The sequence below is a fragment of the Pseudomonas sp. FP2335 genome (genome assembly GCF_030687535.1).
Lineage (GTDB): Bacteria > Pseudomonadota > Gammaproteobacteria > Pseudomonadales > Pseudomonadaceae > Aquipseudomonas.
Genome location: NZ_CP117437.1, coordinates 1355165 through 1378641 on the forward strand (window position 1 = coordinate 1355165; position 23477 = coordinate 1378641).

General features: G+C 60.0%; 29 protein-coding genes. 24 read left to right on the plus strand and 5 right to left on the minus strand.

The window, feature by feature from the left end; genetic code table 11:
* Positions 1–71 precede the first annotated feature (71 nt).
* A complete protein-coding gene (mutS, locus tag PSH81_RS05875) occupies positions 72–2663 on the minus strand; it encodes a DNA mismatch repair protein MutS (RefSeq protein ID WP_192297298.1) in 2592 nt (863 codons plus the stop codon).
* Between the two features lie 186 nt (positions 2664–2849).
* The gene (locus tag PSH81_RS05880) at positions 2850–3074 is read right to left on the minus strand and encodes a hypothetical protein (protein ID WP_305392151.1); all 225 of its coding nucleotides are present in this window, start codon (positions 3072–3074) and stop codon (positions 2850–2852) included.
* A gap of 150 nt (positions 3075–3224) precedes the next feature.
* Here PSH81_RS05880 and PSH81_RS05885 point away from each other — a divergent pair, with 150 nt between their 5' ends.
* The 21 genes from PSH81_RS05885 to recX all read left to right on the plus strand — a co-directional run bounded on the left by PSH81_RS05885 (position 3225) and on the right by recX (position 18203).
* Positions 3225–3959, plus strand: coding sequence for an XRE family transcriptional regulator (locus PSH81_RS05885; protein WP_226455926.1), 735 nt, complete (start codon positions 3225–3227; stop codon positions 3957–3959).
* Positions 3960–4554: 595 nt separating this feature from the next.
* Positions 4555–4899, plus strand: a complete 345-nt coding sequence (locus PSH81_RS05890) for a phage holin family protein (RefSeq protein ID WP_226455925.1) — start codon at positions 4555–4557, stop codon at positions 4897–4899.
* Positions 4900–4919: 20 nt separating this feature from the next.
* Positions 4920–5435, plus strand: a complete 516-nt coding sequence (locus PSH81_RS05895) for a hypothetical protein (RefSeq protein WP_305392152.1) — start codon at positions 4920–4922, stop codon at positions 5433–5435.
* Positions 5436–5438: 3 nt separating this feature from the next.
* A complete protein-coding gene (locus tag PSH81_RS05900) occupies positions 5439–6050 on the plus strand; it encodes a phage baseplate assembly protein V (RefSeq protein WP_226455924.1) in 612 nt (203 codons plus the stop codon).
* A gap of 9 nt (positions 6051–6059) precedes the next feature.
* The gene (locus PSH81_RS05905; protein ID WP_305392153.1) at positions 6060–6392 is read left to right on the plus strand and encodes a phage baseplate protein; all 333 of its coding nucleotides are present in this window, start codon (positions 6060–6062) and stop codon (positions 6390–6392) included.
* Positions 6389–7384, plus strand: coding sequence for a baseplate J/gp47 family protein (locus PSH81_RS05910; protein WP_305392154.1), 996 nt, complete (start codon positions 6389–6391; stop codon positions 7382–7384). The genes PSH81_RS05905 and PSH81_RS05910 overlap by 4 nt, the downstream gene beginning before the upstream one ends.
* The gene (locus PSH81_RS05915) at positions 7381–8010 is read left to right on the plus strand and encodes a phage tail protein I (protein WP_305392155.1); all 630 of its coding nucleotides are present in this window, start codon (positions 7381–7383) and stop codon (positions 8008–8010) included. Before PSH81_RS05910 ends, PSH81_RS05915 begins: the two co-directional genes overlap by 4 nt.
* Positions 8011–9453: a phage tail protein gene (locus PSH81_RS05920; protein ID WP_226455920.1), complete on the plus strand. Its 1443-nt coding sequence runs from the start codon at positions 8011–8013 to the stop codon at positions 9451–9453. It abuts the gene before it with no gap.
* A gap of 9 nt (positions 9454–9462) precedes the next feature.
* The gene (locus PSH81_RS05925; RefSeq protein WP_305392156.1) at positions 9463–9855 is read left to right on the plus strand and encodes a phage tail assembly chaperone; all 393 of its coding nucleotides are present in this window, start codon (positions 9463–9465) and stop codon (positions 9853–9855) included.
* 64 nt (positions 9856–9919) lie between these two features.
* A complete protein-coding gene (locus PSH81_RS05930) occupies positions 9920–10111 on the plus strand; it encodes a hypothetical protein (RefSeq protein WP_305392157.1) in 192 nt (63 codons plus the stop codon).
* A 2-nt stretch (positions 10112–10113) separates the two neighbouring features.
* A complete protein-coding gene (locus PSH81_RS05935) occupies positions 10114–11280 on the plus strand; it encodes a phage tail protein (RefSeq protein ID WP_305392158.1) in 1167 nt (388 codons plus the stop codon).
* Positions 11280–11786 (plus strand): phage major tail tube protein, encoded by a 507-nt coding sequence (locus tag PSH81_RS05940; protein ID WP_226455918.1) that lies wholly within the window; start codon positions 11280–11282, stop codon positions 11784–11786. Before PSH81_RS05935 ends, PSH81_RS05940 begins: the two co-directional genes overlap by 1 nt.
* 170 nt (positions 11787–11956) lie before the next feature.
* Positions 11957–12529 (plus strand): phage tail assembly protein, encoded by a 573-nt coding sequence (locus tag PSH81_RS05945; protein ID WP_192297285.1) that lies wholly within the window; start codon positions 11957–11959, stop codon positions 12527–12529.
* Between the two features lie 128 nt (positions 12530–12657).
* On the plus strand, positions 12658–13806 hold the full coding sequence (locus tag PSH81_RS05950; protein WP_305392159.1) for a hypothetical protein: 1149 nt from the start codon (positions 12658–12660) through the stop codon (positions 13804–13806).
* The gene (locus tag PSH81_RS05955; RefSeq protein ID WP_192297283.1) at positions 13806–14189 is read left to right on the plus strand and encodes a phage tail protein; all 384 of its coding nucleotides are present in this window, start codon (positions 13806–13808) and stop codon (positions 14187–14189) included. Before PSH81_RS05950 ends, PSH81_RS05955 begins: the two co-directional genes overlap by 1 nt.
* Positions 14182–14394: a tail protein X gene (locus PSH81_RS05960; protein ID WP_226455916.1), complete on the plus strand. Its 213-nt coding sequence runs from the start codon at positions 14182–14184 to the stop codon at positions 14392–14394. The genes PSH81_RS05955 and PSH81_RS05960 overlap by 8 nt, the downstream gene beginning before the upstream one ends.
* 9 nt (positions 14395–14403) lie before the next feature.
* Positions 14404–15414, plus strand: coding sequence for a contractile injection system protein, VgrG/Pvc8 family (locus tag PSH81_RS05965; RefSeq protein WP_192297281.1), 1011 nt, complete (start codon positions 14404–14406; stop codon positions 15412–15414).
* A gap of 21 nt (positions 15415–15435) precedes the next feature.
* A complete protein-coding gene (locus PSH81_RS05970; RefSeq protein ID WP_305392160.1) occupies positions 15436–16002 on the plus strand; it encodes a glycoside hydrolase family 19 protein in 567 nt (188 codons plus the stop codon).
* 82 nt (positions 16003–16084) lie between these two features.
* Complete coding sequence (locus PSH81_RS05975; protein WP_192297279.1) at positions 16085–16585, plus strand: CinA family protein; 501 nt, start codon at positions 16085–16087, stop codon at positions 16583–16585.
* 83 nt (positions 16586–16668) lie between these two features.
* Entirely contained in the window at positions 16669–17727 is a 1059-nt protein-coding gene (gene recA / locus PSH81_RS05980; protein WP_003189042.1) for a recombinase RecA, read from the plus strand.
* A gap of 8 nt (positions 17728–17735) precedes the next feature.
* Positions 17736–18203 carry a recombination regulator RecX gene (gene recX / locus PSH81_RS05985; RefSeq protein WP_078731805.1) on the plus strand — a complete coding sequence of 156 codons (468 nt, stop codon included), beginning with the start codon at positions 17736–17738 and terminating at the stop codon, positions 18201–18203.
* A 138-nt stretch (positions 18204–18341) separates the two neighbouring features.
* Here recX and PSH81_RS05990 read toward each other — a convergent pair whose 3' ends face one another.
* Positions 18342–19454, minus strand: coding sequence for a TIGR00730 family Rossman fold protein (locus tag PSH81_RS05990; protein WP_305392161.1), 1113 nt, complete (start codon positions 19452–19454; stop codon positions 18342–18344).
* 296 nt (positions 19455–19750) lie between these two features.
* Entirely contained in the window at positions 19751–20191 is a 441-nt protein-coding gene (locus tag PSH81_RS05995; RefSeq protein ID WP_192297276.1) for a PA3611 family quorum-sensing-regulated virulence factor, read from the minus strand.
* Between the two features lie 180 nt (positions 20192–20371).
* Here PSH81_RS05995 and PSH81_RS06000 point away from each other — a divergent pair, with 180 nt between their 5' ends.
* The 3 genes from PSH81_RS06000 to PSH81_RS06010 all read left to right on the plus strand — a co-directional run bounded on the left by PSH81_RS06000 (position 20372) and on the right by PSH81_RS06010 (position 22432).
* On the plus strand, positions 20372–21091 hold the full coding sequence (locus tag PSH81_RS06000) for a tRNA-uridine aminocarboxypropyltransferase (RefSeq protein ID WP_226455912.1): 720 nt from the start codon (positions 20372–20374) through the stop codon (positions 21089–21091).
* 252 nt (positions 21092–21343) lie between these two features.
* Positions 21344–21994 (plus strand): response regulator transcription factor ErdR, encoded by a 651-nt coding sequence (gene erdR / locus PSH81_RS06005; RefSeq protein WP_057723263.1) that lies wholly within the window; start codon positions 21344–21346, stop codon positions 21992–21994.
* Between the two features lie 75 nt (positions 21995–22069).
* The gene (locus tag PSH81_RS06010) at positions 22070–22432 is read left to right on the plus strand and encodes a diacylglycerol kinase (protein ID WP_017137081.1); all 363 of its coding nucleotides are present in this window, start codon (positions 22070–22072) and stop codon (positions 22430–22432) included.
* Between the two features lie 3 nt (positions 22433–22435).
* Here PSH81_RS06010 and PSH81_RS06015 read toward each other — a convergent pair whose 3' ends face one another.
* A complete protein-coding gene (locus PSH81_RS06015; RefSeq protein ID WP_010212678.1) occupies positions 22436–23362 on the minus strand; it encodes a LysR family transcriptional regulator in 927 nt (308 codons plus the stop codon).
* Positions 23363–23477: the final 115 nt, after the last annotated feature.

The window sequence follows — 23477 nt, forward strand, 5'->3', positions numbered from 1 at the left end:
TCTGCGGACCAGGCTAAGAGCCCGCAGCATCCCAAACCGCGCGAGAGTCTACCAGCTTGCAAGCCTCAGCGTTATATCCGAGTCTTCAGTGCATATAACATTTCGAGCGCTTTTCGCGGCGTCAAGTCATCCAGGTCAAGCTTTGCCAATTCATCCAGCACCGGGTGAGGCAGGCTGGCGAACATATCGCTCTGGTGCGGCGCGGCGTTTTTGCTCGTGGCTTTGGCGGGGCTGGCGACCACGTTTTCATGGGGCAGCGCCGTGGTTTCCAAGCGACTGAGGTGCTCGCGGGCGCGGCTGATCACGATGTTCGGTACGCCGGCCAGTTGCGCCACGGCTAGGCCGTAGCTCTGGCTCGCCGGCCCTGGCAGCACGTGGTGCAGGAACACGATGCGCTCGTTGTGCTCGGTCGCGTTGAGGTGCACGTTGGCCACCAGCGGCTCGCTTTCCGGCAATACGGTCAGTTCGAAGTAGTGGGTGGCGAACAATGTATAGGCGCGCAGATGCGCGAGGCGCTCGGCTGCCGCCCAGGCCAGGGACAGGCCGTCGAAGGTGCTGGTGCCACGACCGACTTCGTCCATCAGCACCAGGCTGCGTTCGGTGGCGTTGTGCAGGATGTTGGCGGTTTCGCTCATTTCCACCATGAAGGTCGAACGGCCACCGGCCAGGTCATCGCTGGAGCCGATCCGGGTGAAGATGCGGTCCACCAGGGACAGCTCGCAACTGGCCGCCGGCACAAAGCTGCCGATATGCGCCAACAGCACGATCAACGCGGTCTGACGCATGTAGGTGGATTTACCGCCCATGTTCGGACCGGTGATTACCAGCATGCGGGTGTCGTCGTCGAGCGACAGGTCGTTGGCGACGAACGGTGTCGTCAGCACTTGCTCTACCACCGGGTGGCGGCCCTGCACGATGCGCATGCACGGCTCGCTGACAAAACGCGGGCAGTTCAGGTCAAGGTTCAGCGCACGTTCGGCGAGGTTGCTCAACACATCCAGCTCGGCCAGGGCGGCGGCGGTGTCTTGCAGTGGTGCCAATTGGCTGATCAAGTCCTCAAGCAAGGCTTCATACAGCATCTTTTCCCGAGCCAGTGCACGGCTCTTGGCCGACAGCGCCTTGTCTTCGAACTCTTTGAGCTCCGGAGTGATAAAGCGCTCGGCGCCCTTGAGGGTCTGGCGACGTTGATAGTCGATAGGCGCCGACTCGGCCTGCTTGCTCGGCAACTCAATAAAGTAGCCGTGCACACGGTTGTAGCCGACCTTCAAGTTGGCCAGGCCGGTACGCGCTTTTTCGCGGGCTTCCAGGTCAATCAGGAACTGCCCGGCGTTTTCACTCAAGGCTTGCAGCTCGTCCAGCTCGCTGTCGTAACCGGTCTTCAGCACACCGCCGTCACGAATGATCGCTGGCGGGTTGTCGATGATGGCTTTTTCCAGCAGCGCCGCCAGTTCCGGGTAGGTGCTGGTGGTCACGGCCAGCTGTTGCAGGTGCGGCGTGTCCAGATCGGTCATCGCGGCCTGCAATTGCGGCAGTGCACCCAGGGCATCGCGCAGGCGCGCCAAATCACGGGGGCGCGCATTGCGCAGGCCGATCCGCGCCAGGATGCGTTCGATGTCGCCGATTTCCTTGAGCTGCGGCTGCAGCTTTTCAAAGCGATAGCCGTCCAGCAGGCAAGTAATGGACGACTGACGCGCCTGCAGCACGCTCAAATCCCGCAGCGGGCGGTTCAACCAGCGGGTCAGCAAGCGGCTGCCCATGGCGGTCTGGCAACGGTCGACCACCGATTGCAGGGTGTTATCGCGCCCGCCGGCCAGGTTGGTGTCCAACTCCAGGTTGCGACGGCTGGCGCCATCGAGCACCACGGTATCGTCCAGGCGCTCATGGCGCAGGCTGCGCAAGTGCGGCAGGGCGGTGCGCTGGGTTTCCTTGGCGTAGCTGAGCAGGCAACCGGCAGCGCCAATGGCCAGGGTCAGGGTTTCGCAGCCGAACCCCTTCAAGTCTTGCACGGAAAACTGCTGGCACAGACTTTTCAGCGCCGAATCACGCTCGAAATCCCACGGTGCACGACGCTTGGCCCCACGACGCTTTTCCGCCGGCAAATCCTTCGGCCAGTCATCCGGGATCAACAACTCCACCGGATTGATACGCTCCAGTTCTGCCAGCAGGTTCTCCCAGCCCTTGATTTCCAGCACGCTGAAGTTACCGCTGGTGATGTCCAGCACCGACAGGCCGAACAAACGCTCATCGCCCAACACCGCCGCAATCAGGTTGTCGCGACGCTCATCCAGCAGCGCCTCATCACTCACCGTCCCCGGCGTAATAATGCGCACCACCTGACGCTCCACCGGCCCTTTGCTGGTGGCTGGGTCGCCGATCTGCTCACAGATCACCACCGATTCGCCCAACTTCACCAGCTTGACCAGATAACCTTCCAACGAATGGTAAGGAATCCCACACATCGGAATCGACTGCCCAGCCGATTGCCCACGGGCAGTCAGGGTGATGTCCAACAGCTTGGCGGCCTTCTTCGCATCTTCATAGAAGATCTCGTAGAAGTCGCCCATGCGGTAGAACATGAGCTGATCAGGGTGCTGGTTTTTGAGTCGCCAGTACTGCTGCATCATCGGGGTGTGGGAGGACAGGTCGGAAGTGTTTTTACTCATTGGATAGTAGGCAAATTCGTTGAAATGAGTGGGGCAAAGGGGGCGCTCGGCCCTGCTGATTTTGCAATGGCGGCAAGGTTAACACGCGAGGTCGGGGCTTCGTAGCGGTACGTCCGGGGTAACCGTTGACTCAATAAAAAGCCCGGCGCAGGGCCGGGCTTCGGGAAGTCGTTGGCATGTAGGTAGTCAGGCTCGTTTCGTCTCAGCCTTCATCATCACGAGGTTCTGTTGCTTGGTCGCCTCGGTGAGCACTTCACGGTAAACACGCTTTTTCTGATCGGATTTTGCATCACGAATAAAGTCGGCAAAAGAGCTTTTCACCCGTTGGGACAGGCCTAGCTTGATCGAAAGAACCTCAGTCTCAGCAGGAGTCATGCTGCCGTCCACGGGATGCGCTGCCTGTTCCAGCAACCGGCCCTCATCTTCAGCGATATGCGCAAGGCTATTACACGATTCATACCGCCCTACTGGTCGCAACTTCACCTAATACATATCTATCGACGCACACAATATGCAAATTTGCATTTGCCAACCCCCAAAACCCCCTTCATTATTCGCGTTATGCAAAAACGCAACGTTTCTATCGTCTTACGAGAACTGCTGGACCGCGACCGGATCTCCCCCACGGAGCTTCACCGGCGCACTGGCGTACCTCAATCCACGCTGTCGCGGATCCTCAACGGCAAGATCGTTGATCCGTCGGACAAACACATCTCGCGCATCGCCGAGTACTTCCGCATCAGCACCGACCAACTGCGCGGGCGCGTGGCGGTGGGTGTCTTGCGCGAAGACGCGCGCGGCCCGACGCATTCGGAACTCAAGGACATAAGCCTTTGGGACGACGACACCCCCGTGAATGACGACGAGGTGTCGATCCCCTTTCTACGCGAGGTTGAGTTGGCTGCTGGATCAGGAAGATTCGTCATCGAAGAAAGCGAAAAGGCCAGCCTGCGATTCGGCAAACGTAGCCTGCGGCACAACGGGGTGCAGTTTGACCAGGCCAAGTGTGTGACCGTGCGCGGCAACAGCATGTTGCCGGTGCTGCGGGATGGGGCGACGGTCGGGGTAAATGCGGGCAAGAGTGGGATTGGTGACATCGTTGATGGCGACTTGTATGCCATCAATCACAATGGCCAACTTCGCGTCAAACAGCTCTATCGCCTGCCTTCCGGGATTCGCCTGCGCAGTTTCAACCGTGATGAGCATCCGGATGAGGACTACAGCTTCCAGGACATCCAGGATGAACAGATCAGCATCCTTGGTCATGTGTTCTGGTGGGGCATGTACGCCCGCTGACCTCCTTGCGTAAGACAAAACCCGCCGTCGTGCGGGTTTTTTTTCGCTTGGCAAAAGTCACCTAACCCTTTGCCTGTAAGGCCTCTAATGCGCCAGTGCATGTCTGCGCTGAAAATAAATGCATTAGTGCATTGACTGTATATGCATACATGCATATTCTTCATCTCAAGCCAGCCAACAAGGCCTGGTGGAGGCGGCAAGGATGCTGCCAGTCAAGACAAGGAAGGCACGCAACATCGGCAAGGACGCCATCCGAGCGATGGCAAGGACGCCAGGTAACACCGGCAAGGATGCCGACGCTCTTTAGTTTCAAGGCAATACAAGAACAGGCAGCGATGAACCGGCCTTGACGGTTCAGAGGGTTGGCAACTGACCCGGGTGTGCAGCGTAAAGCACCAGAAGCAGTTATCCGGCGGACAGGGATCGTGGTCGGAAAAACATTCAGGAAAGAACCGTATTGCGCCAGTAGCGCCGAAGGTTCGTGGAAATCATTACTGAAAAGCCTGGGCGACCGGGCTTTTTGGAATGCCTGCCCACACACGGAAGTACCCACACACCGGCACGTTGCCGGCATTGCTCAGCCAGGAGGCGTGACATGACAAACGAGCAGCAAGCGTTAGCGGAAATGCCAATCTGGCTGGTGATTGTACTGGCCTTGATCGGCGGAGTCAGCGGCGAAATGTGGCGCGCTGACAAGGACGGCGCCCGCGGCTGGTCGCTGGTACGGCGCCTGGCCCTGCGATCCGGGGCGTGCATGGTCTGCGGGGTTTCGGCATTGATGCTGTCGTACGCCGCCGGCCTGTCGGTCTGGACCGCCGGCGCCATTGGTTGCCTGACCGCCATGGCCGGTGCGGACGTCGCCATCGGTCTTTATGAACGTTGGGCGGCCAAGCGTATCGGGGTCGACGAAACCCCGCCCTCCCGCCCGGATCAGCAATAACCGCCGCAAGGACGCAAAAAATGACTCTCATCGAAAAAGTCTCCCAACTGCCTATGGCGATTGAGGCGGCGCTGAAGAGCGCTTTCCCGCAATTGCATGTAGGTAATCACCACGACTTCACGGGGCCCGGCGACACGACTGGTGTACTGATCAGCATGGAACGCAACGGGCCTGGCGTTCGCTCTCTTGAAGGGCGCAAGGCTCATGCGTTGTCGCTTTCACTCAAAGCCATGGTCGCCAGCGAGTCTGCTCCTTTTGAAGCGTGTGACCTGGCCAGCCAACTGATGGACCTGGCCCTGGATAACCGCTGGGGTTTGCCACCGGACCAGTGCGACTTGCCTACTGCTATCGTCGCGGCGCCTGCCGCGCCGAGTGGTGGGGATACGGACTACGACACCTGGACCGTGTCCTTCAGCCAAACCCTCTACCTTGGCCCATCCCTCGTCGAAGATCCCACAGGCAAACCGTTGTTTGCCCGCACTTGGGAAGTATTCGACATCAACGATCCGGACCAATATCGCCCACTCCAGGAGTAATCCATGTTTGACGCATTACTGCGCATGCAACTCGGGCCGATTGTCGAGCGCCTGGTGGAAATGGAAGCCCAGCTCGAAGACCTGTATCGGCGTGCGGAAAGTTACTGCCGGATTGGTGTGTGCCAGGAGGTCGACGCGGCGAGCAACACCTGCAAGGTCAGTCATGGGGACCTGCTCAGCCCGGCCATCCGCTTTTTCAACCCCAGCGCCGGTGCACAGAGCGAGACCCGCATTCCCTCGGTCGGTGAGCAATGCCTGTTGCTGAACTACGGCGGTGGGGAAGGAGGGGCGCAGTCTGTGGCCTTGTTCGGACTCAACAGTAGTCTGTTTCCGCCAGTCTCCAGCGTGGCCTCGCTGACCCGGCGTCGTTATCAGGACGGCACTCAAAGTGACTATGACGATGCCAGCCACACGTTCACCTGGAGCAACGGGCCGACCAGCGTCAGCGGTTCCCGCGAGCAGCTGAACGTCAGCCTCGGCGCCGCCATGCTGGCGCTGACAAAGGACAGCATCACCCTGCAACTCGGCGCCACCGGCTTGTTGCTGGATGCCGCCGGCGTGCACTTGAGCGGCCCGTTGGTGGATCACCAAGGCCGCGTGATCAGCAGCGCATAAGGACTTGCCATGATCGGAATCGATAGGAACACCGGGGTAGCGGTCGATGACTGGCTGCAATTCGTACAGCGTGCCACCCGAGCGCTGACCACCCCCTTGGGCACTCGCCAGAAGCGTCCGCTGTACGGCTCGAAGATCTCGCAACTGCTCGGCCAGAACCTGGGCGATGACCTGTTGATCCTCGCCCAGAGCCACGCCGCCGACGCGTTCTACAACGCCCAGAACGGCATCGCCGACTTTCAACCCCAGGTCATCGTCGCCACCCGTCAGGGAGCGGGTTTGTTGCTGCGTTTTGCCGGCACCTGGAAAAACCGCCAACAATCTTTCGAGGTCGTCACATGAGCATGCTGATCCCTGGCCAGAACCAACTGGCGGAACCGGCGATTATCGCGGTCGACGCCTTCGAGCCGTTGCTGGCGCAATTCAAGGCGTTCGTTGTTGATTACGTAGCCGCCCGTGCGCCGCAAAGTGCGGCCAAGCTCAAAGTCAGCCTCGACAATGAAAGCGAGCTGTTGACCTTGGCCCTGGAAGCGTTTTGCGTGCGCCTGCAAACCCACGAGCGCAAGTACAACGCGCGTATCAAGCAGATGCTGGCGTGGTGGGCCACCGGCAGCAATCTGGATGCGCGCCTGGCGGATATGGGCCTGGAGCGCCAGGTGCTCGACCCCGGCGACACAGCCGCTTTCCCGCCTGTGCCGCCGACTCTGGAAAGCGATGACGACGCGCGCCTGCGCTATTACCTGGCACCCCACGCCCCGGCGGCGGGTTCGCGTATGCAATATCGTCGCGAAGTGTTCACCCTTGGCGAGCGGCCGGTGGTCAAAGTGCAAAGCGCCACGCCGGGCGTGGTGACGGTCAGCTACACCTTCGATCCGGACGGTTATGCGGCGCGAGTCAAGGATGGCAACGGTCGCCGCACCGCACCTGGCGAGGTGATGGTTACGGTGCTTTCCAGGGATGGCGATGGCAGTGCGTCGGCCGACTTGCTTGACGGCGTGCGCAGACATTTCGCAAGGCCTGATGTGCGGCCGGAGACCGATCTGGTCACTGTTCAAGGTGCGCAGATTCAACGTTACAAGATCCGCGTGATCGCCAAAATCAACGCGGGCCCCGATTCGGGGTTGACCCAGGTTGCCGCGCAACAGCTGCTGCAAACCTACGCCGACTCCTGCCATCGCCTGGAAGGTCGGGTCGACCCGAGCTGGATCGACTACGCCATCCACAGTGCCGGCGCCGCGCAACTGCAGGTCCTCGAACCGCTGGCGCCGATCATCAGTTCGGCATTCCAGGCCCCGTACTGCACGGGTGTCGAGGTGGAGGTGCGCACGCTATGAATGAACCCAAGACGAGCCTGTTGCCCGCCAACAGTTCTCCGCTGGAAAAGGCTCTGGACCTCGGTTTTGGTCACCTGCTGGAGCGGGTAGCCCCGCCGTTTCCCCAACTGATGGACCCGGATCGTACACCGGCGGCGTTTTTGCCCTACTTGGCAGCGGACCGCGCGGTGAACGAATGGAGCACCACCGCCCCCGACGCCGAGAAACGCCTGACCGTCAAACTCGCCTGGCCCACCGCCCGCCAGGCTGGCACTCGCCAAGCCCTGGAAAATGCCGTCAAAGGCCTGCAACTACGCCCCGAAGTACGTGCCTGGTACGAACAGGCGCCGCGAGGTGTGCCCTACAGCTTTGTCGTCCGGATCTGGACCGATTTGCCCTACAGCGAAGCCACCGACCTCCGACTTGATCGACGCCTGGCCGATGCCAAAAGTGAGCGCGACATCTTCGCGGTCTCTGTCGGCCTGAGCGCGTCGGGCCGCCACAGCATCGGCGGCGCCACGCTGTGCGGCGAACTCACCACGATCTACCCGAACTTGCTGGCCGGCGTTGAGGCCACGGGCCGCACCTGTTTGGCGGCCGGGCTCTACACCGTCGAAACCACTACCCTTTATCCACAGGAGCACTAAATGGCTGACTATTACACGCTGCTCACTAACGCGGGGATCGCCTACGAAACCGCCTGCAAGGCTGCCGGCGTCGCGATCAAACTTGCGCAAATCTCTGTTGGCGACGGCAACGGCGCGGTCTACAACCCCGATGCCAGCGCAAAAGCGCTGAAACGCGAGGTCTGGCGTGGGCCGTTGAGCGCGCTGTTCCAAGATGAGAAAAATGCCAACTGGCTGTTGGCTGAGGTCACCATTCCGTCGAATGTCGGCGGCTGGTATGTGCGGGAAGCCGGGTTGTGGACGGATAGCGGGATCTTGTACGCCATCGTGAAATACCCGGAGTCATACAAGCCGGTGTTGACGACGTCGGGGGCGGGCAAAGAGTTTTACATTCGCTCGATTTTCGAGACGACCAATGCCGCCAATGTGACGTTGTTGATTGATGACACGGTGGTGAAGGCCACTCGGGCGTGGGTGGTGGATTATCTGGCGCAGCAGTTGGCGAAGGGGACGTACACCAAGCTTGAGATTGAGGCGTTGATCGCCAAGGCATCGGCGTTGCCCGTCGGGGCGATGGTGCCGTTTCCACTGGGCATCGTTCCATCGGGGTATCTGGAGGTGGATAACAGCCTGTTCAAGGATTCTGTTTATCCAGACCTGGCGGGGTATCTGGCGAAGAAATTCAATGTCGCGGGTGATGCGGTCGGGTTCACCCGGTTGCCGGAGTCGCGAGGGGAGTTTTTCCGGGGCTGGGATCATGGGCGCGGAGTGGATGCGGGGCGCGCGATTCCCAGTTTCCAGGCCGATGCGTTCAAGAGCCACACCCATACACCGCTCAATCAAACCGGTATCAATTCTGAGATCACCCCCGGTGGGGCTAAAGCTCTCGGCGGTACCACGTTTGATGTCCTCAAGGACGTGGGTTTCACCGGTGGCAGTGAAACCCGTCCGCGTAACCTGGCGGTAATGTGGTGCATCAAGGCCTGGAATGCGCCGGTTAACCAGGGAAGCATTGATGTTGCGGCCCTGGTGCCTTTGGCGGCTCAGGCCACGGAAACCAATCAAGGCACTGTCAAGGTTGCAACTCAGGCACAACTGAATGCCGGGGTGGATGACGCGGCTGTTGTGACACCGAAAAAACTGCGCGCGGGGTTTTCCATTTCGCTTGGGATGCCGGGGTATATCGCGTTTCCCACTTGGTTGGGCGGGTTGATTATCCAGTGGTTCAAAGGGCCCGTCAGCGGTCTCGAATCGGTGGCTTATCCAGCGGTTAGTTTTCCGCTCGCGTTTCCCAATGCGTGTTTGATTCCTTCTGTATCGACCATGGGCAATGACACGGTCTTTTCCGATCAGGTCTACCAGGTGAGTAGCTGGAGCAAAGAGACCATCAAACTCTTTCCTCAGTGGTTCGGTACTGGGAATCAAGGGCTTAACTTTCCGCTGGTGATCGCAATCGGATATTGAGGAGGTTTCATGTTTTATTCACCGTCCACCCACGGGCTTTACTCGTTGTCGCTACATGGCAAGAACATGCCGCCCGATGTGATTGAAATGTCGGAAAAAGACTATGCAGATCTCAGCGCGCGGGGATTTGCCATTCCGGATCAAGGCGCTTCTCCAACCGTTGAAGACGTGGGCGCTCGGGAACGAGCCTGGCGTGGCTACGAGTTGTCGTCAGTGAAATGGCTGCGTGAGCGTCATCGTGATCAGCTTGAAATCGAAGTTGATCCAACGCTCTCCGAGGAGCAGTTCAAGGAACTGCTGGTTTATATGCAGGCGTTGCGCGATTGGCCTCAGTCGCCCGACTTTCCGTACAGCGAACATCGGCCTGTTGCGCCTTCCTGGATCGCTGCTCAAACCGAATAAATACCCTGTTTAACGTCCTCTCAAACCGCTTTCGCGGTTTTTTTTCGCCTGGAGATTTTCCCCAATGCCTACCCGCCAAACCTACACCGTCCTAGTCCCTTTCCCCACCCACGCCGGCCATTGGTCTGTCGTTGGCGAGGAACTGGACCTGCTGGACGTCGAAGCAACCGCCCTGCGCACCGCCGGACGCCTGGAACTGACCAGCGTCCTCAACGCCACCCCGGCCCGAAAGGCCGCTACCCAGAAGGCTGACTAATCATGGCTGAGGTTTTGAACTTCGAGCACAACGGCATCACCGTCAACGCGAGCGAATCCCCCGAGGCCATGGGCGGCCTGGGCGATAACGTCATCGGCCTGGTCGGCACCGCGCCGAAGGCTCACGCGTCGATCCCGAAAAATTCGCCGTTCCGTATCAACAGTTTCACCACCCAGGCGTTGCTGGATCCTACTGGCGCTGAGTCGGGCACGTTGTTTCATGCGGTGTACCAGATCCTCAAAGTGGTGAAGGTGCCGGTCTACGTGGTGATCGTGGAGGAGGGCGCAACTGCGGCCGATACGCAGAACAACGTGATTGGCGGCGACGAGCCGGTCACTGGCCGCAAGCTGGGCCTCGCTGCATTGGCCAGCGCGCCGGAAGACCTGACCATCATCGGCGCGCCGGGTTTCACCGGCGTCAAGGCGGTGGCTGGTGAGTTCGCGGCTTTCGGCAAGCGCATCAAGGCCCGTGTGGTGCTGGATGGCAAGGACGTGGCGGTCGCCGACCAAGTGACCTACAGCGGTGAGCTGGGTGGCGCCGATCTCGGTTTCGACCGTTGCCTGCTGGTGCACAACATGCCGTCGGTGTACTCCAAGGCCGCGAAGAAGAACGTGTTCCTCGCGCCGTCGTCCCTGGCCATCGCCGCATTGGCCAAGGTCAAGCAGTGGGAAAGCCCAGGCAATCAGGTGACGTTCGCCGAGGATGTTTCCCGCGTCGTCGAGTACAACATCCTCGACACCTCCACCGAAGGCGACCTGCTCAACCGCTACGGCGTGAGCTACTACGCCCGCACCATCCTTGGCGGCTTCTCGCTGCTGGGCAACCGCTCCATCACCGGCAAGTTCATCAGCTATGTCGGCCTGGAAGACGCCATCAGCCGCAAGCTGGTCAAGGCCGGCCAGAAAGCCATGGCCAAGAACCTCACCAAGTCGTTCATGGACCAGGAGGTCAAGCGCATCAACGACTGGCTGCAAACCCTGGTTGCCGACGAAACCATCCCCGGCGGTAGCGTGTACCTGCACCCGGAACTGAACAGTGTCGAGAAGTACAAGAACGGCACGTGGTTCATCGTCATCGACTACGGCCGCTACGCGCCGAACGAACATATGGTTTATCAACTCAACGCTCGCGATGAAATCATCGAGCAGTTCCTGGAGGACGTTCTCTAATGTTTACCAACCGAGTCAGACAGGCCATTGCGGCCACCCTTCAAGGCCTGCCGTTGTCCGCGACGGTGGAAGAGTTCAACCCGCCGAAGATCGAGTTCGATATGGAGCCCATGTCCGGCGGGCGTTTTATCGCCGAGGAAATGGCCAAGAGCGGCAAGGTGCTCAACGCCAAGTTGATCCTGCAAGGCGCCGGCCCGGAAATCATGCTGGCCCTGGGTGTGCGCCTGGGCGATGACATCCTGTTGAACGTGCGTGAAGCCGGTCAGGACCAGGACGGCAAGACCTATTTCACCTACCACACGGTCGGCGGCAAGCTCAAATCCCTGGAGGAGGGCAAGCTGAAAATGGGGGAAAAGGCCATCACCACCCTGGACCTGTCCTGCCGCACCTATACCCGCCTGGAAAACGGCATTCCGGTGATCGACATCGACGTACGTACCCAGAAGTTCGTGCTCAATGGCGTCGACATCCTTGGCGATGCGCGCCGCGCTGTGCTGATGCCTTGATAACGACCATGGCTTGAAGTGGGCGCGGTCAGTGTGGGAACTGGCTTGCCTGCGATAGCGACACCTCGGTCAGCCTGAGGTACCGAGTCGTCTGCATTGCGGGCAAGCCCGGCTCCCACAGGGGGCTGCGCTTGCCCTTTTCTACAACGTGTTAACCAAGGAATTGCCCCATGGCCTGGATGCCACCGTTACACCGCCTGCTCTCGCCGATCACTGCCGACACTGGCGCGGCGATTGAACAGGTTCAACTCAAGCCGTTGTACTACGCCGCGCAAAAAGACGCGCTGGCCCGGGCCGGTGAGGACGAGGACGACCAGTTCTTTGAACTGGCGAAACTCGCCACCGGCCTGTCGGAAAAAGAGCTCGACCAACTCAAACGCCCGGACTACGTGACCATCGCCCAATACGTGCATGAAATGTCGACACGTCCTGCGTCGTTCTTCCTCGACGAGCAGGCGCAATCGAGCCACGGACATCCCGTGCAACTGCTGCTGCCGGTCGATGCCGCCGGCCGCACCCATACCGCACTCGAACTGGAAATGCCCGCCCTGCGCGCGACCAAAGTGATGAAAAAACTCGCCACTGCCAAAGAGCGAGCCGAATTCATTACCGCCCATTGCACCGGGCTGATGATCCCCGACCTCGCCGGCCTGAGTGTGCCCGACTGGACCGAACTGCAGGAGCGCATCGACGATTTTTTAAATCAACCGGCGGCCTTCTTTCGCAACGCGACATCGACGTAATCCTCGATGTGGTGCCGCTGGTTTACTCGGTCAATGAAGCGGAGATCCTGGAATGGGATGCCGTCAAAGCCATGCGCCGCTACGACATCGCGATCACTCGCCTTGGCGTTAAACAGGAGTAGAGCGGGATGCAAGAAACAAAATATGGGACAAGGCTCGCCCAGGAGGACTTGCGCTGGATGGTCGGCGACGCGGACCTTGGCAACGTGCTGGCACCGTTTTCCACAAGCGCTGCGCCGCCCCTGAGCCTGGACGCTGGCCCGCCGCCGTTGGAGCTGCGCTCTGCGTTGCTCACATTGAGTGTGGACATCAACGCGTTGACCCAGGAACAAGTGCGGCTGCGCGAGACGTTGGAGACGCTCAACAGTACGCTGTTCATCAACAGCGATGCGCTGATGCCCAAGGCCGCGGATGTCGCCGCGAGTTCGGGCAAGGATCAGCCCAAGGAGCCCGCGGATGGTGAGGTGGTGGGCACGCTCAAGGCGGCTGGCGCGCAGTTGTGGGATACGCTGAAAAGTAAGGTCGTAGAAAAAGCCATTGATCTGGTCATCGACTCGGCAGCCAAGCAATACAAAGGTCGCAAAAAAATCGGAGGGCGCAGCGCAGGGGTGCGCAATCTGTACGAGCAAAGTCGCCAGGCCTTGGGTGGCTCGTCAAACGGCTTTCATGTGGGAGCGACCTCGCAAAGCCCCCAACCCTATGCCAGGGCTAGCGTTGCAGTGCCCACGCCCAACCTGGCAAACGTACCCGCAGGTGCCTTGGCCGATGCTCTCGCCACATTTCAATCCGTCGGCATCCGGCGGCTGGGGCCATTGAGGACGGCCGCAGCCACCCTCGACGTGGTCCAGGGTGTACGCAACGGTGACGCCAACGCCATCGCCACCGGCCTGGGTACTGCCGGTGGCGCCTGGGCCGGCGCATCCGCCGGTGCGGCCATCGGTACGATGATTTTCCCCGGTGCCGGCACTGTGCTCGGTGGTGCCATCGGTGGCTTGTTGGGCAGTGAAGCTGGCGCCTGGCTGGGTGACAAGGTGTTCGGGCCCAGCGATCGCCTGCCGGCGCCGAGTGGCGTGAGCAAGGTACTCAACAGTGCCCGCGCGGATAACGTTCAGGTTTCCATCGCGCCCAGTATCCAGATCACTGGTGTGAACCCTGCCGATGCTCGACAGGTTGTCAGCCAGGTTATCCAGGCCCTGCAATTGCAATGCGTGCCGATGCTCACGGACTCGCTGGGAATTCGACGCAACGCGGCACTCGCCGACCCAGGAGGTGACTGATGCGACAACAGATGGTGTTGGGTGATTTCATCTTTGGTTTGTCCCGAGGGTTTGCCTATTCCTCGCTGGTCCGAAACAGCGACGGCGGCTGGAGCGATCTCGCGATTATCGCCAGCAAGCCGCAGTCGCGACAGAGCGGCCAGAGGCTGGAAAAACTCACGTTCAGTGGTACGGCCATGTACGGCATCGGTATGCAACGCCTGGATCAATTGCGTGCCCTGCAAGGTCTGCGGGCGCCGTTGCCGCTGGTCGATGGAATCGGCCGTAACTGGGGCCTGTGGCGGATCAATTCGGTGGTGGAAAACCAGAGCAACGTGATCGATGACGGCACTGCGATGGTGATGGCCTGGACGCTTGAACTGGAGGAATTTGTCAATGCGTAGAGTACGAAGTATCGCCGGTGACTCGGTCAACCTGCTGCTCTACCGCGAGCTGGGGCGTTGCGATGATGTGGCTGAAGAAACCCTGTGGCGCCTGAACCCCACGCTTGCCGAGTATGGCCCGGCGCTGCCGGCGGGAGTCTGGGTGATCGTGCCGGAAATGCAAGCGCGGCCGGTCGCGGTACGCCCCGTTCTGGCGTGGGATTAAGGAGGCTGCATGGCACAGGGATTTACGCCAATCGTGGAGTTTTACGGTGCCAACGCGGCACTGCTCAATCAACGCATCCTGCGCTGGAAGCACACAGACGCCGCGGGCATCGAGTCGGATCGGCTGGAGCTGACGCTGAATATCGAGGGGCTCGAAGGCCTGCCGAGCATGAGTGGCAAGATCGGATTGCGCGTTGGTTATAAAGAGTCAGGGTTGGTGGAGAAAGGGCAGTTCCTGATTACCCAGCGAACCCCCGTGCTGTTTCCCATGCGCTTGATGATCGTTGCCACGGCAGCACCTTTCAGCAGCGTGGACCCGAGTGAGTACCGCCAGCGCCGTTCCGCCAGTCATGGTCCGACGACCTTGGGCGCACTGTTTCGGCAACTGGTCAGCCGGCATGGTTTTTCACCGCGCGTAGCCGCGTCACTGGAGGGGATTGCGATTGCCCATGTCGACCAGTCCAATGAGAGTGACATGGCGTTCATCACCCGCCTTGCCAGGCGCTACTGCGCGGTCACCAAGCCGTTCAACGAGTTGTATGTGTTGGCCGAAGCCGGGCAGGTCAAGTCGATTTCCCTGCAACAATTGCCCGAGGTGAAGTTGTCTGTGACCCAGGATAACCGTCCCGGTGACCAGGCCTTCATCACTGCCGTACTGAACGAGAATACCCGCTCTAGCTACCAGGGCTGTCGCGTGACGTGGTGGGACAGCGGCGGCGGCAAGCAGCAGGTGGTCCAGATCGGTATTGCACCGTTCAAGACCTTGCGCCAGCGTTGCCAGAACGAAGCCGAGGCCCGCGCCGTGGCCGAAGCTGAGTTGCGCCGCGTCGGCCGTGAAGGGTTGGAGTTGCAGGTCGATTGCCCTGGCAACCCGTTATTGGCCGCCGAAGGTCTGTTGCGGCTGGATGAAACCTGGCCTTTGTATATGCAGGGGCTATGGTCGATCACCAAGGTGGTGAACGAGGGGGACCCGGCAACGGGCTACCGCAGTGCGATCACGGCGGGTGGATTGTCGATATAGCGTGTTTTCGGGAGGGCGCTGATGTTAATGACACTGCAGGAATTGATTCAAATCATGCCTGGAGCCCGTCTGAGAGCGGGCATTTTTTTGCCCGCGCTAAATGCCGCTTGTGCGCGATACGAGATCAACAGTCCTCGGCGCATCGCGGCCTTTCTCGCACAAATCGCCCATGAGTCCGGCGAGCTGCGTTACGTGCGTGAACTCGGCAGTGATCAATATTTGAGTCAATACGACACCGGCATTTTGGCCGTCCGCCTGGGCAATAGCCCCGAGGCGGACGGCGATGGCCAGAAGTACCGGGGGAGGGGGTTGATTCAGGTGACGGGCCGCCGCAATTACCTGGCGTGCAGCCGCGCAGTATTCGGCGATGAGCGGTTGTTGCTGCACCCGCACTTGTTGGAGCAGGCGCAATGGGCATGCGAATCCGCTGCGTGGTTCTGGCAGAGCAATGGGTTGAATGAACTGGCTGACAAAGACCAGTTCAACACCATTACGCGACGGATCAACGGTGGGCTCAATGGCTTGGAGGACCGCTTGCGGTTGTGGGCGCGGGCGCAGGCGGTGTTAGGCGTTTCACCCGCGCTTTAGTCTCCTGATGCAATCTGTAACTTGCATGGCCGATGGGCTGCTGTAGGGTAGACGAATCCCCTGCCTATCTCCGGAGACGACCGTGAAGGAAATCACTCAACTGGCCGCTGAACTGGGACGCCGTTTACAGGTGCTCAATGCTCATGTCACCACTGCCGAGTCCTGCACCGGCGGCGGTATTGCCGAAGCGATCACGCGGATTCCGGGGAGTTCGTCCTGGTTCGAAGCGGGTTATGTCACCTATTCCAATCGTCAGAAGACCCGGCAGTTGAATGTGCCGGAGACGTTGTTTCCCAAAGTGGGCGCCGTCAGCCAGGAAGTGGTGGAAGCGATGGTCCGTGGCGCCCAGGAAAAAAGCCTGGCGCGATTTGCCGTGGCGGTCAGCGGTGTGGCCGGGCCGGACGGCGGTTCGCCGGACAAACCGGTGGGCACCGTGTGGCTGGCTTTTGGCGTTGGCGACGAGGTCACGGCGGAACTGGCGCACTTCAGCGGCAACCGCGACGAGGTCCGCCGACAAACGGTAAAGGCCGCGCTAGAGGGCTTGTTGCGACGAGCTGCAGCAGAAATAGAAAATCAGGGGTAGGCGATCCCCGATCTTTGTGGAACAATACTGTCTACTTATACAGGTGTTGGCCGTCAGGCCTTATTGATTACGTGAGGACTTTAATGGACGACAACAAGAAGAAAGCCTTGGCTGCGGCCCTGGGTCAGATCGAACGTCAATTCGGCAAGGGTGCCGTAATGCGTATGGGCGATCACGACCGTCAGGCGATCCCGGCTATTTCCACGGGCTCTCTGGGTCTGGACATCGCGCTCGGCATTGGCGGCCTGCCAAAAGGCCGTATCGTTGAAATCTACGGTCCTGAATCTTCCGGTAAAACCACCCTGACCCTGTCGGTGATTGCCCAGGCGCAAAAAATGGGCGCCACCTGCGCGTTCGTCGATGCCGAGCACGCCCTGGACCCTGAATACGCCGGCAAGCTGGGCGTCAACGTTGACGACCTGCTGGTGTCCCAGCCGGATACCGGTGAGCAAGCCCTGGAAATCACCGACATGCTGGTGCGCTCCAACGCCATCGACGTGATCGTGGTCGACTCCGTGGCTGCATTGGTGCCAAAGGCTGAAATCGAAGGCGAAATGGGCGACATGCACGTGGGCCTGCAAGCCCGCCTGATGTCCCAGGCGCTGCGTAAAATCACCGGTAACATCAAGAACGCGAACTGCCTGGTGATCTTCATCAACCAGATCCGTATGAAGATCGGCGTGATGTTCGGCAGCCCGGAAACCACCACTGGTGGTAACGCGTTGAAGTTCTACGCTTCGGTCCGTCTGGACATCCGCCGTACTGGCGCGGTGAAGGAAGGTGACGAGGTTGTCGGTAGCGAAACCCGCGTCAAGGTCGTGAAGAACAAAGTAGCCCCGCCTTTCCGTCAGGCCGAGTTCCAGATTCTCTACGGCAAGGGTATCTACCTGAACGGCGAGATGATCGACCTGGGCGTGCTGCACGGCTTCGTCGAGAAATCCGGTGCCTGGTATGCCTATAACGGCAGCAAGATCGGTCAGGGCAAGGCCAACTCGGCCAAGTTCCTGGCGGACAACCCGGACATCGCGGCCACGCTCGAGAAGCAGATCCGCGACAAGCTGCTGACCGCAGCGCCAGATGTGAAGGCTGCTGCAAACCGCGAGCCGGTTGAAGAAGTGGAAGAAGCCGACACTGATATCTGAAGCAAACGATGACAGTTGTACTGGATACACTCGTTGCCGTTCGGCGCACTGCAATGGACCTGCTCGCTCGCCGCGAGCATGGTCGAGTCGAGCTGACGCGTAAGCTGCGTCAGCGCGGTGCGGAGCCCGAGATGATCGACACGGCCCTCGACCGATTAACGGAAGAGGGGCTGTTGTCGGAATCCCGTTACCTTGAAAGTTTTGTTTCCTACCGAGCGCGCTCTGGCTACGGTCCGGCGCGGATTCGTGAAGAACTCAGCCAGCGCGGCCTGCAACGTGCCGACATCGACCTTGCCCTGCGTGAATGCGGTATCAGTTGGCAGGCGCAGTTGGAAGACACCTGGCGTCGCAAGTTCTCTGGTCATCTGCCGATCGATGCCAAGGAGCGTGCGAAACAGGGGCGTTTCCTGAGCTATCGCGGGTTTTCGATGGAGATGATCAGCCGCCTGTTGAGTGGCCGGGACATGGACGACTGAGTTGGGATTTTGCAAGGGCTTGTCATGGCGAGGGCGCTTGCTCCCGCTGGGCTGCGTAGCGGCCCCGAATGTTTCATCCCAGCGCCACAAAAAAGGCCCACTATGAAAATAGTGGGCCTTTTTTTTGCACTCAAAAACTCAAGCCGGCTCCGGCGCTACCCGCTGCTGCGTCTTCCCCTGAGCCTGTGCCCAGTTTTCCGGCAAGTTGATGTAATCCACCAACTCTCGCAAACGGCCCTGATCGCGGCCATTGAAGTTAAACACCAAACGCGTCAAATGGCTGAACCGTGGCTCATCATGCTCTTCAGCGGTGTAGGCGAGTTGCTGGAACTCCCCGCTCAATCGCAGGCTGGCAAACTCACTCTGCAAATGGGCCAGGGCACGGTCACTGAGTGGGTGGTTCATGCGCATCACAAACTCGCGCTTCAACCAACGTGTTGAGTGGAAGTTGGCGTAAAACTGATTGATCTCGGCCACTGCTTCTTCGGCGCTGTAAACCAGGCGTACCAGCTTGAGGTCGGTAGGCAGGATATAGCGATTGGCTTCCAGCTGGCTGCGGATAAAGTCCAGGGCGCCTTGCCAGAAGCTGCCACCTGGCGCGTCCAGCAACACAACGGGCACCAATGGGCTTTTGCCGGTCTGGATCAGTGTCAGCACTTCCAACGCTTCATCCAGGGTGCCGAACCCGCCCGGGCACAACACCAGCGCATCGGCCTCCTTGACGAAGAACAGCTTGCGCGTAAAGAAAAAGTGAAAAGACAGCAGGTTGTCGGTGCCATCAATGGTCGGGTTGGCGTGCTGCTCGAAGGGTAGGTTGATGTTGAAACCGAGGCTATGTTCCAGGCCAGCGCCTTCGTGGGCGGCGGCCATGATGCCACCGCCGCCGCCAGTGATCACCATCAGCTCCGATTGGGCGAGCAACGTGCCGACTTCGCGGGCCAAGGCATACAGGGGGCTTTCAGCCGGGGTACGTGCCGAACCAAACACCGTGACTTTGCGTCGTCCCTTGAACTGTTCCAGCACGCGAAAGGCGTTATCCAGTTCGCGGATGGCCTGCAAGGTGATCTTCGCGTTCCAACGGTCGCGGTCGTCCTGGGCCATGCGCAGAACGGTGAGCATCATGTCGCGATAAAGGGGGATATTCGGGCTGTTCGGAGCAATCAGCTGGAGTTGAGCGTCGACTTGCTGCGCAAGGTCGGCTCCGTGTTGTTCAAAATGACGGAGCAGTTGCTCATTCGATTCGTAAGGCATTCAACTTCTCCTTCTACACAGGGCCCGGGTGCTCGACGAGAGGTTCGTCGAAGGCCACGACACTGCATGTGTCGCTGCATACCGCAGGTGGGCAACCCTCTTTTGCCCTGAAAATGTGACAAAACAGCTAAGAGAAACGCTGGGAATGGACGGGAGGGATGGCTCGATCATGAGCCGAAAAACCCTTGGCTGGCAACCGCTTATTGGTCGCTCACCACGCAGTCTAGCCGGTGCAGGAGAATTGAAACGGGGGAGTGCGCGCCGCTGGGCAGCAGCGCGCGAGGGTCACGCCAGGCTTACTTTTTCTTCTTCGCGGCAGCCGGTGCAGGGCAATCCGCTTCGACGAATTTCACCGACGCCACCGGACGGTTGGTCTTGTTCTCGGTGATTTCATAGCGCATCACCGCACCCTTGGCCATCAGCTCGCGGTAACCCTTGTTCAGGCACACGGCTTGGCCCAGTTGGAAGTACACCGCCTTGGGGTTGGCACGCATCTGCTCAGCACGGTCGGGCAGTACACTGAGGTGATCGATCAGTTGCATGCCTTCGACGGTGTAGGCGACCTCGAGGGTTTTTTCGTCGATTTCCCGGGGCAGGTCTTTGTTGCTCTCCGCCGCGACGCTTTGCAGCTTGCGGTTCATTTGGGCCTCCAGCAGCGAGGCCGCCTGGGCGCCCACGGGCAATACCAGCGCAAGGGCGATGGACGGGGCGGCAAGGCGCAGCATGGAACGCAACATGAAAATCTCCTGATTCGGGTACTGGTGCATAGACCAACCACTGCGCTGTGCGTTCAGTGGCGCGCAATTATAGGTGAGCCCTTGCCACTACAGCCAGGCGTATCGCTGGTAGACTGCCGCCACTTGAAGCCCTCCACGAGTTTTCACCGTGTCGATTTACCCGTCCCAACGGCGCACCCTATGAGTCACGCCGTCTCCCGCCTGCGTACACAGCGCCTGGCACGTGCCGTCAGGCCGTTCCTCAACCGTGGCTCCCGTGCCGAACGCTGCAGCGGCTGCCGGGTCATCCCCGAGTACTGTCTGTGCGCCTGGCGCCCCAAGGTCGAGGCCCGTTCCGCCATGTGCCTGTTGATGCATGACGTCGAGCCGATGAAACCCAGCAACACCGGCTGGCTGATCGCCGATGTGATTGAAGACACCACCGCGTTCGCCTGGTCGCGCACCGAAGTCGACCCCGATTTGCTGACCTTGCTGGCCGATCCGCAGTGGCAGCCGTATATCGTGTTCCCCGGCGAATTCGTCGCCCCTGAGCGTGTCGTCAGCGAGGTGCGGGTGGAGGAGGGCAAGCGCCCGCTGTTCATCCTGCTCGATGGCACCTGGAGTGAGGCGCGCAAGATGTTCCGCAAAAGCCCGTACCTGGAGCATTTGCCGGTACTGAGCCTGGCGCCCGAGCAACTGTCACGCTACAAGCTGCGGCGCTCCAAGCGTGATGATCATTTCTGCACCGCTGAAGTGGCGGCGCTATGTCTGGAGCTGGCCGACGACGGCGTCGCCAGCGAGGTGCTGGACGCTTACCTCGATGTGTTCAGCACCCACTACCTGGCGGCCAAGTTCCAACTGCCGCTGGACCCGGCAGACATCGTCCATACTCGTCTTGCACCCTATATCCCAGCGGTATAGCCAGACGACGTTTGCATGATGGCACCTTGAGCCCGCAACCCGCTAAAATGCCCACGGGCGTAGTACTTGACCCCCCAGGCTACGCTGGGCATGCTGGGCGCCGATTGGGCGTAAGCGTGAATTTTTCAACGTCGTTCAAGGTGTTTTCGACGCTGAACGTGCCCTCTGGTGATGGCTGCCTGGCTGTCATCTTGTGTACTGGTGAACCCTGAACCCATCAGGGCTCCCATAAAAAACAGGATCATTTAATCAATGGCCACATACGAAATCCTGATAGCCGATGACCATCCGCTGTTTCGCAGCGCCCTGCACCAGGCAGTGACCCTGGGCCTTGGCCCGGATGTGCGCCTGGTCGAAGTGGCCAGCATTGCCGAGCTGGAAGCCCGTCTCACCGAAAAATCCGATTGGGACCTGGTGCTGCTCGACCTGAACATGCCGGGTGCCTACGGTTTTTCGGGGCTGGTGCTGTTGCGTGGGCAATACCCGCAGATTCCGGTGGTGATGGTATCGGCCCAGGAAGAAGCCGACGTGGTGGTGCGTTCCAAGGAATTTGGCGCCAGCGGTTTCATTCCAAAATCCAGCGCCATGGAAGATATTCAGAAGGCCGTGCGCAGGGTGCTGGACGGCGACGTGTCCTGGCCGCCGCAGGCGTTTGAAGAAATCAATGTGTCCGACGAAGCCAAGGCCGCCCGCGATGGCCTGGCCAGTCTGACGCCCCAGCAGTTCCGCGTGCTGACGATGGTGTGCGAAGGCTTGTTGAACAAACAGATTGCCTATGAGCTGAGCGTGTCGGAAGCGACCATCAAGGCCCACGTTACCGCGATCTTCCGTAAGTTGGGGGTGCGTACCCGGACCCAGGCGGCGCTGCTCTTGCAACAACTTGAGTCAATTTCACAGCATTAAGTTGTAGCCGCTTCACGCTTTTTTGACTTGGCGTGATCTAGTTTCCCCACTTCTTTGGTTCAGTTGCCTACGTCTATGTCGCCTTTCAAGGGTCAAACCGGTATCAAACGTATCTTCAATGCAGGGGGCTATTCCCTGGACGGCCTGCGTGCGGCCTTCACCGGCGAGGCGGCCTTCCGCCAGTTGGTGTTGCTCAACGTGATCCTGATCCCATTGAGTTTCTTCCTGCACGTCAGCCGGGTGGAACGCGCCTTGTTGATCGCGGTATGCCTGCTGGCCTTGATTGTCGAGTTGCTCAACTCCGCGGTGGAAGCGGCCATCGACCGGATTTCCCTGGACCGTCACCCCTTGTCGAAAAACGCCAAGGATATGGGCAGCGCTGCGCAATTCGTTGCGCTGACCATGATCACCCTGGTGTGGGCCGTGATCCTGATCTAACGATCAGGCAATGCTCGGCAACACGATCTCGTCGCTGCGCTGAACCCCTGCGGTAAAGGCGCGGCACAGTTCCAGAAACTCGCGCATGGCTGAGGTCTGGTATTTCTGTTTATGCCAGATGAAATAGAACTGCCGGGCCAGGTCCAGGTCCGGGGTTTCCACGGGTACCAGGCTGCCGCGGCGGAACGCATCGCGCAGCGCCAGCCGGGAAATGCAGCCGATCCCCAGGCCTGACTCTACCGCGCGTTTGATCGCCTCGGTGTGCTCCAACTCCAGACGGATGTTCAGCGCGCTGCGGTGATGGCGCATGGCCTGGTCAAACGTCAGGCGCGTGCCCGAGCCCTGTTCGCGCAGGATCCACGCTTCATGGGTCAGCTCGTCCATGGACGCCACGCCACGCTTGGCCAGGTGATGTTGCGGGGCGCAGAACACCACCAGTTCGTCCTCGACCCAGGTCTGCACCTCGATATCCGGGTGGCTGCAGTCGCCTTCGATTAGACCCAGATCAATTTCGTAATGCGCTACCTGGTGCACGATATGCGCAGTGTTCTGCACATGCAGCTTCACCTGGCTCTCGGGATGCTGCTGCATGAAGCTGCCGATCAGCAGGGTCGCCAGGTAATTGCCGATGGTCAGCGTGGCACCGACCGCCAGGGAACCGAAGCCGGACTTGCCGTTGAGCAGGTCCTCGATCTCCTTGGCCTGGTCCAGCAGCGCCACCGCCTGGGGTAACAGCTGATGGCCGAGGGCGTTGAGGCTCAGGCGTTTGCCTGCGCGGTCGAACAATTGGCAGCTGGATTGGCGCTCCAGCTCGGTGATCGAGGTGCTGGCGGCGGATTGAGATAAGGCCAGAAGGCCAGCAGCGCGTGAGACGCTTTCCTGCTGGGCGACGGCGACGAAGACTTGCAGTTGACGGAGAGTAAATCGCATATCGATATAACCGATAACCCTTATCTTAATAATCCAGTTAACAGATATTGTCGCCGCGATTAGAATGCGGTGCAATTGCGCGCCTCAATACTGCGCAGACCCATTTCCAGGAGTC

What these genes read in the sequence shown, in the direction of transcription:
- PSH81_RS05915 (WP_305392155.1), top strand. Translation starts at nt 7,381, where the DNA reads ATGAATGAACCCAAGACGAGCCTGTTGCCCGCCAACAGTTCTCCGCTG.
- PSH81_RS05900 (WP_226455924.1), top strand. Translation starts at nt 5,439, where the DNA reads ATGTTTGACGCATTACTGCGCATGCAACTCGGGCCGATTGTCGAGCGC.
- PSH81_RS06010 (WP_017137081.1), top strand. Translation starts at nt 22,070, where the DNA reads ATGTCGCCTTTCAAGGGTCAAACCGGTATCAAACGTATCTTCAATGCA.
- PSH81_RS05955 (WP_192297283.1), top strand. Translation starts at nt 13,806, where the DNA reads ATGCGACAACAGATGGTGTTGGGTGATTTCATCTTTGGTTTGTCCCGA.
- PSH81_RS05905 (WP_305392153.1), top strand. Translation starts at nt 6,060, where the DNA reads ATGATCGGAATCGATAGGAACACCGGGGTAGCGGTCGATGACTGGCTG.
- PSH81_RS05990 (WP_305392161.1), bottom strand. Translation starts at nt 19,454, where the DNA reads ATGCCTTACGAATCGAATGAGCAACTGCTCCGTCATTTTGAACAACAC.
- PSH81_RS05890 (WP_226455925.1), top strand. Translation starts at nt 4,555, where the DNA reads ATGACAAACGAGCAGCAAGCGTTAGCGGAAATGCCAATCTGGCTGGTG.
- PSH81_RS05945 (WP_192297285.1), top strand. Translation starts at nt 11,957, where the DNA reads ATGGCCTGGATGCCACCGTTACACCGCCTGCTCTCGCCGATCACTGCC.
- erdR (WP_057723263.1), top strand. Translation starts at nt 21,344, where the DNA reads ATGGCCACATACGAAATCCTGATAGCCGATGACCATCCGCTGTTTCGC.
- PSH81_RS05965 (WP_192297281.1), top strand. Translation starts at nt 14,404, where the DNA reads ATGGCACAGGGATTTACGCCAATCGTGGAGTTTTACGGTGCCAACGCG.
- PSH81_RS05970 (WP_305392160.1), top strand. Translation starts at nt 15,436, where the DNA reads ATGTTAATGACACTGCAGGAATTGATTCAAATCATGCCTGGAGCCCGT.
- PSH81_RS06015 (WP_010212678.1), bottom strand. Translation starts at nt 23,362, where the DNA reads ATGCGATTTACTCTCCGTCAACTGCAAGTCTTCGTCGCCGTCGCCCAG.
- PSH81_RS05960 (WP_226455916.1), top strand. Translation starts at nt 14,182, where the DNA reads ATGCGTAGAGTACGAAGTATCGCCGGTGACTCGGTCAACCTGCTGCTC.
- PSH81_RS05950 (WP_305392159.1), top strand. Translation starts at nt 12,658, where the DNA reads ATGCAAGAAACAAAATATGGGACAAGGCTCGCCCAGGAGGACTTGCGC.
- PSH81_RS05925 (WP_305392156.1), top strand. Translation starts at nt 9,463, where the DNA reads ATGTTTTATTCACCGTCCACCCACGGGCTTTACTCGTTGTCGCTACAT.
- PSH81_RS05885 (WP_226455926.1), top strand. Translation starts at nt 3,225, where the DNA reads ATGCAAAAACGCAACGTTTCTATCGTCTTACGAGAACTGCTGGACCGC.
- PSH81_RS05895 (WP_305392152.1), top strand. Translation starts at nt 4,920, where the DNA reads ATGACTCTCATCGAAAAAGTCTCCCAACTGCCTATGGCGATTGAGGCG.
- recX (WP_078731805.1), top strand. Translation starts at nt 17,736, where the DNA reads ATGACAGTTGTACTGGATACACTCGTTGCCGTTCGGCGCACTGCAATG.
- PSH81_RS05920 (WP_226455920.1), top strand. Translation starts at nt 8,011, where the DNA reads ATGGCTGACTATTACACGCTGCTCACTAACGCGGGGATCGCCTACGAA.
- PSH81_RS05910 (WP_305392154.1), top strand. Translation starts at nt 6,389, where the DNA reads ATGAGCATGCTGATCCCTGGCCAGAACCAACTGGCGGAACCGGCGATT.
- PSH81_RS05930 (WP_305392157.1), top strand. Translation starts at nt 9,920, where the DNA reads ATGCCTACCCGCCAAACCTACACCGTCCTAGTCCCTTTCCCCACCCAC.
- PSH81_RS05935 (WP_305392158.1), top strand. Translation starts at nt 10,114, where the DNA reads ATGGCTGAGGTTTTGAACTTCGAGCACAACGGCATCACCGTCAACGCG.
- PSH81_RS06000 (WP_226455912.1), top strand. Translation starts at nt 20,372, where the DNA reads ATGAGTCACGCCGTCTCCCGCCTGCGTACACAGCGCCTGGCACGTGCC.
- PSH81_RS05995 (WP_192297276.1), bottom strand. Translation starts at nt 20,191, where the DNA reads ATGTTGCGTTCCATGCTGCGCCTTGCCGCCCCGTCCATCGCCCTTGCG.
- PSH81_RS05940 (WP_226455918.1), top strand. Translation starts at nt 11,280, where the DNA reads ATGTTTACCAACCGAGTCAGACAGGCCATTGCGGCCACCCTTCAAGGC.
- mutS (WP_192297298.1), bottom strand. Translation starts at nt 2,663, where the DNA reads ATGAGTAAAAACACTTCCGACCTGTCCTCCCACACCCCGATGATGCAG.
- recA (WP_003189042.1), top strand. Translation starts at nt 16,669, where the DNA reads ATGGACGACAACAAGAAGAAAGCCTTGGCTGCGGCCCTGGGTCAGATC.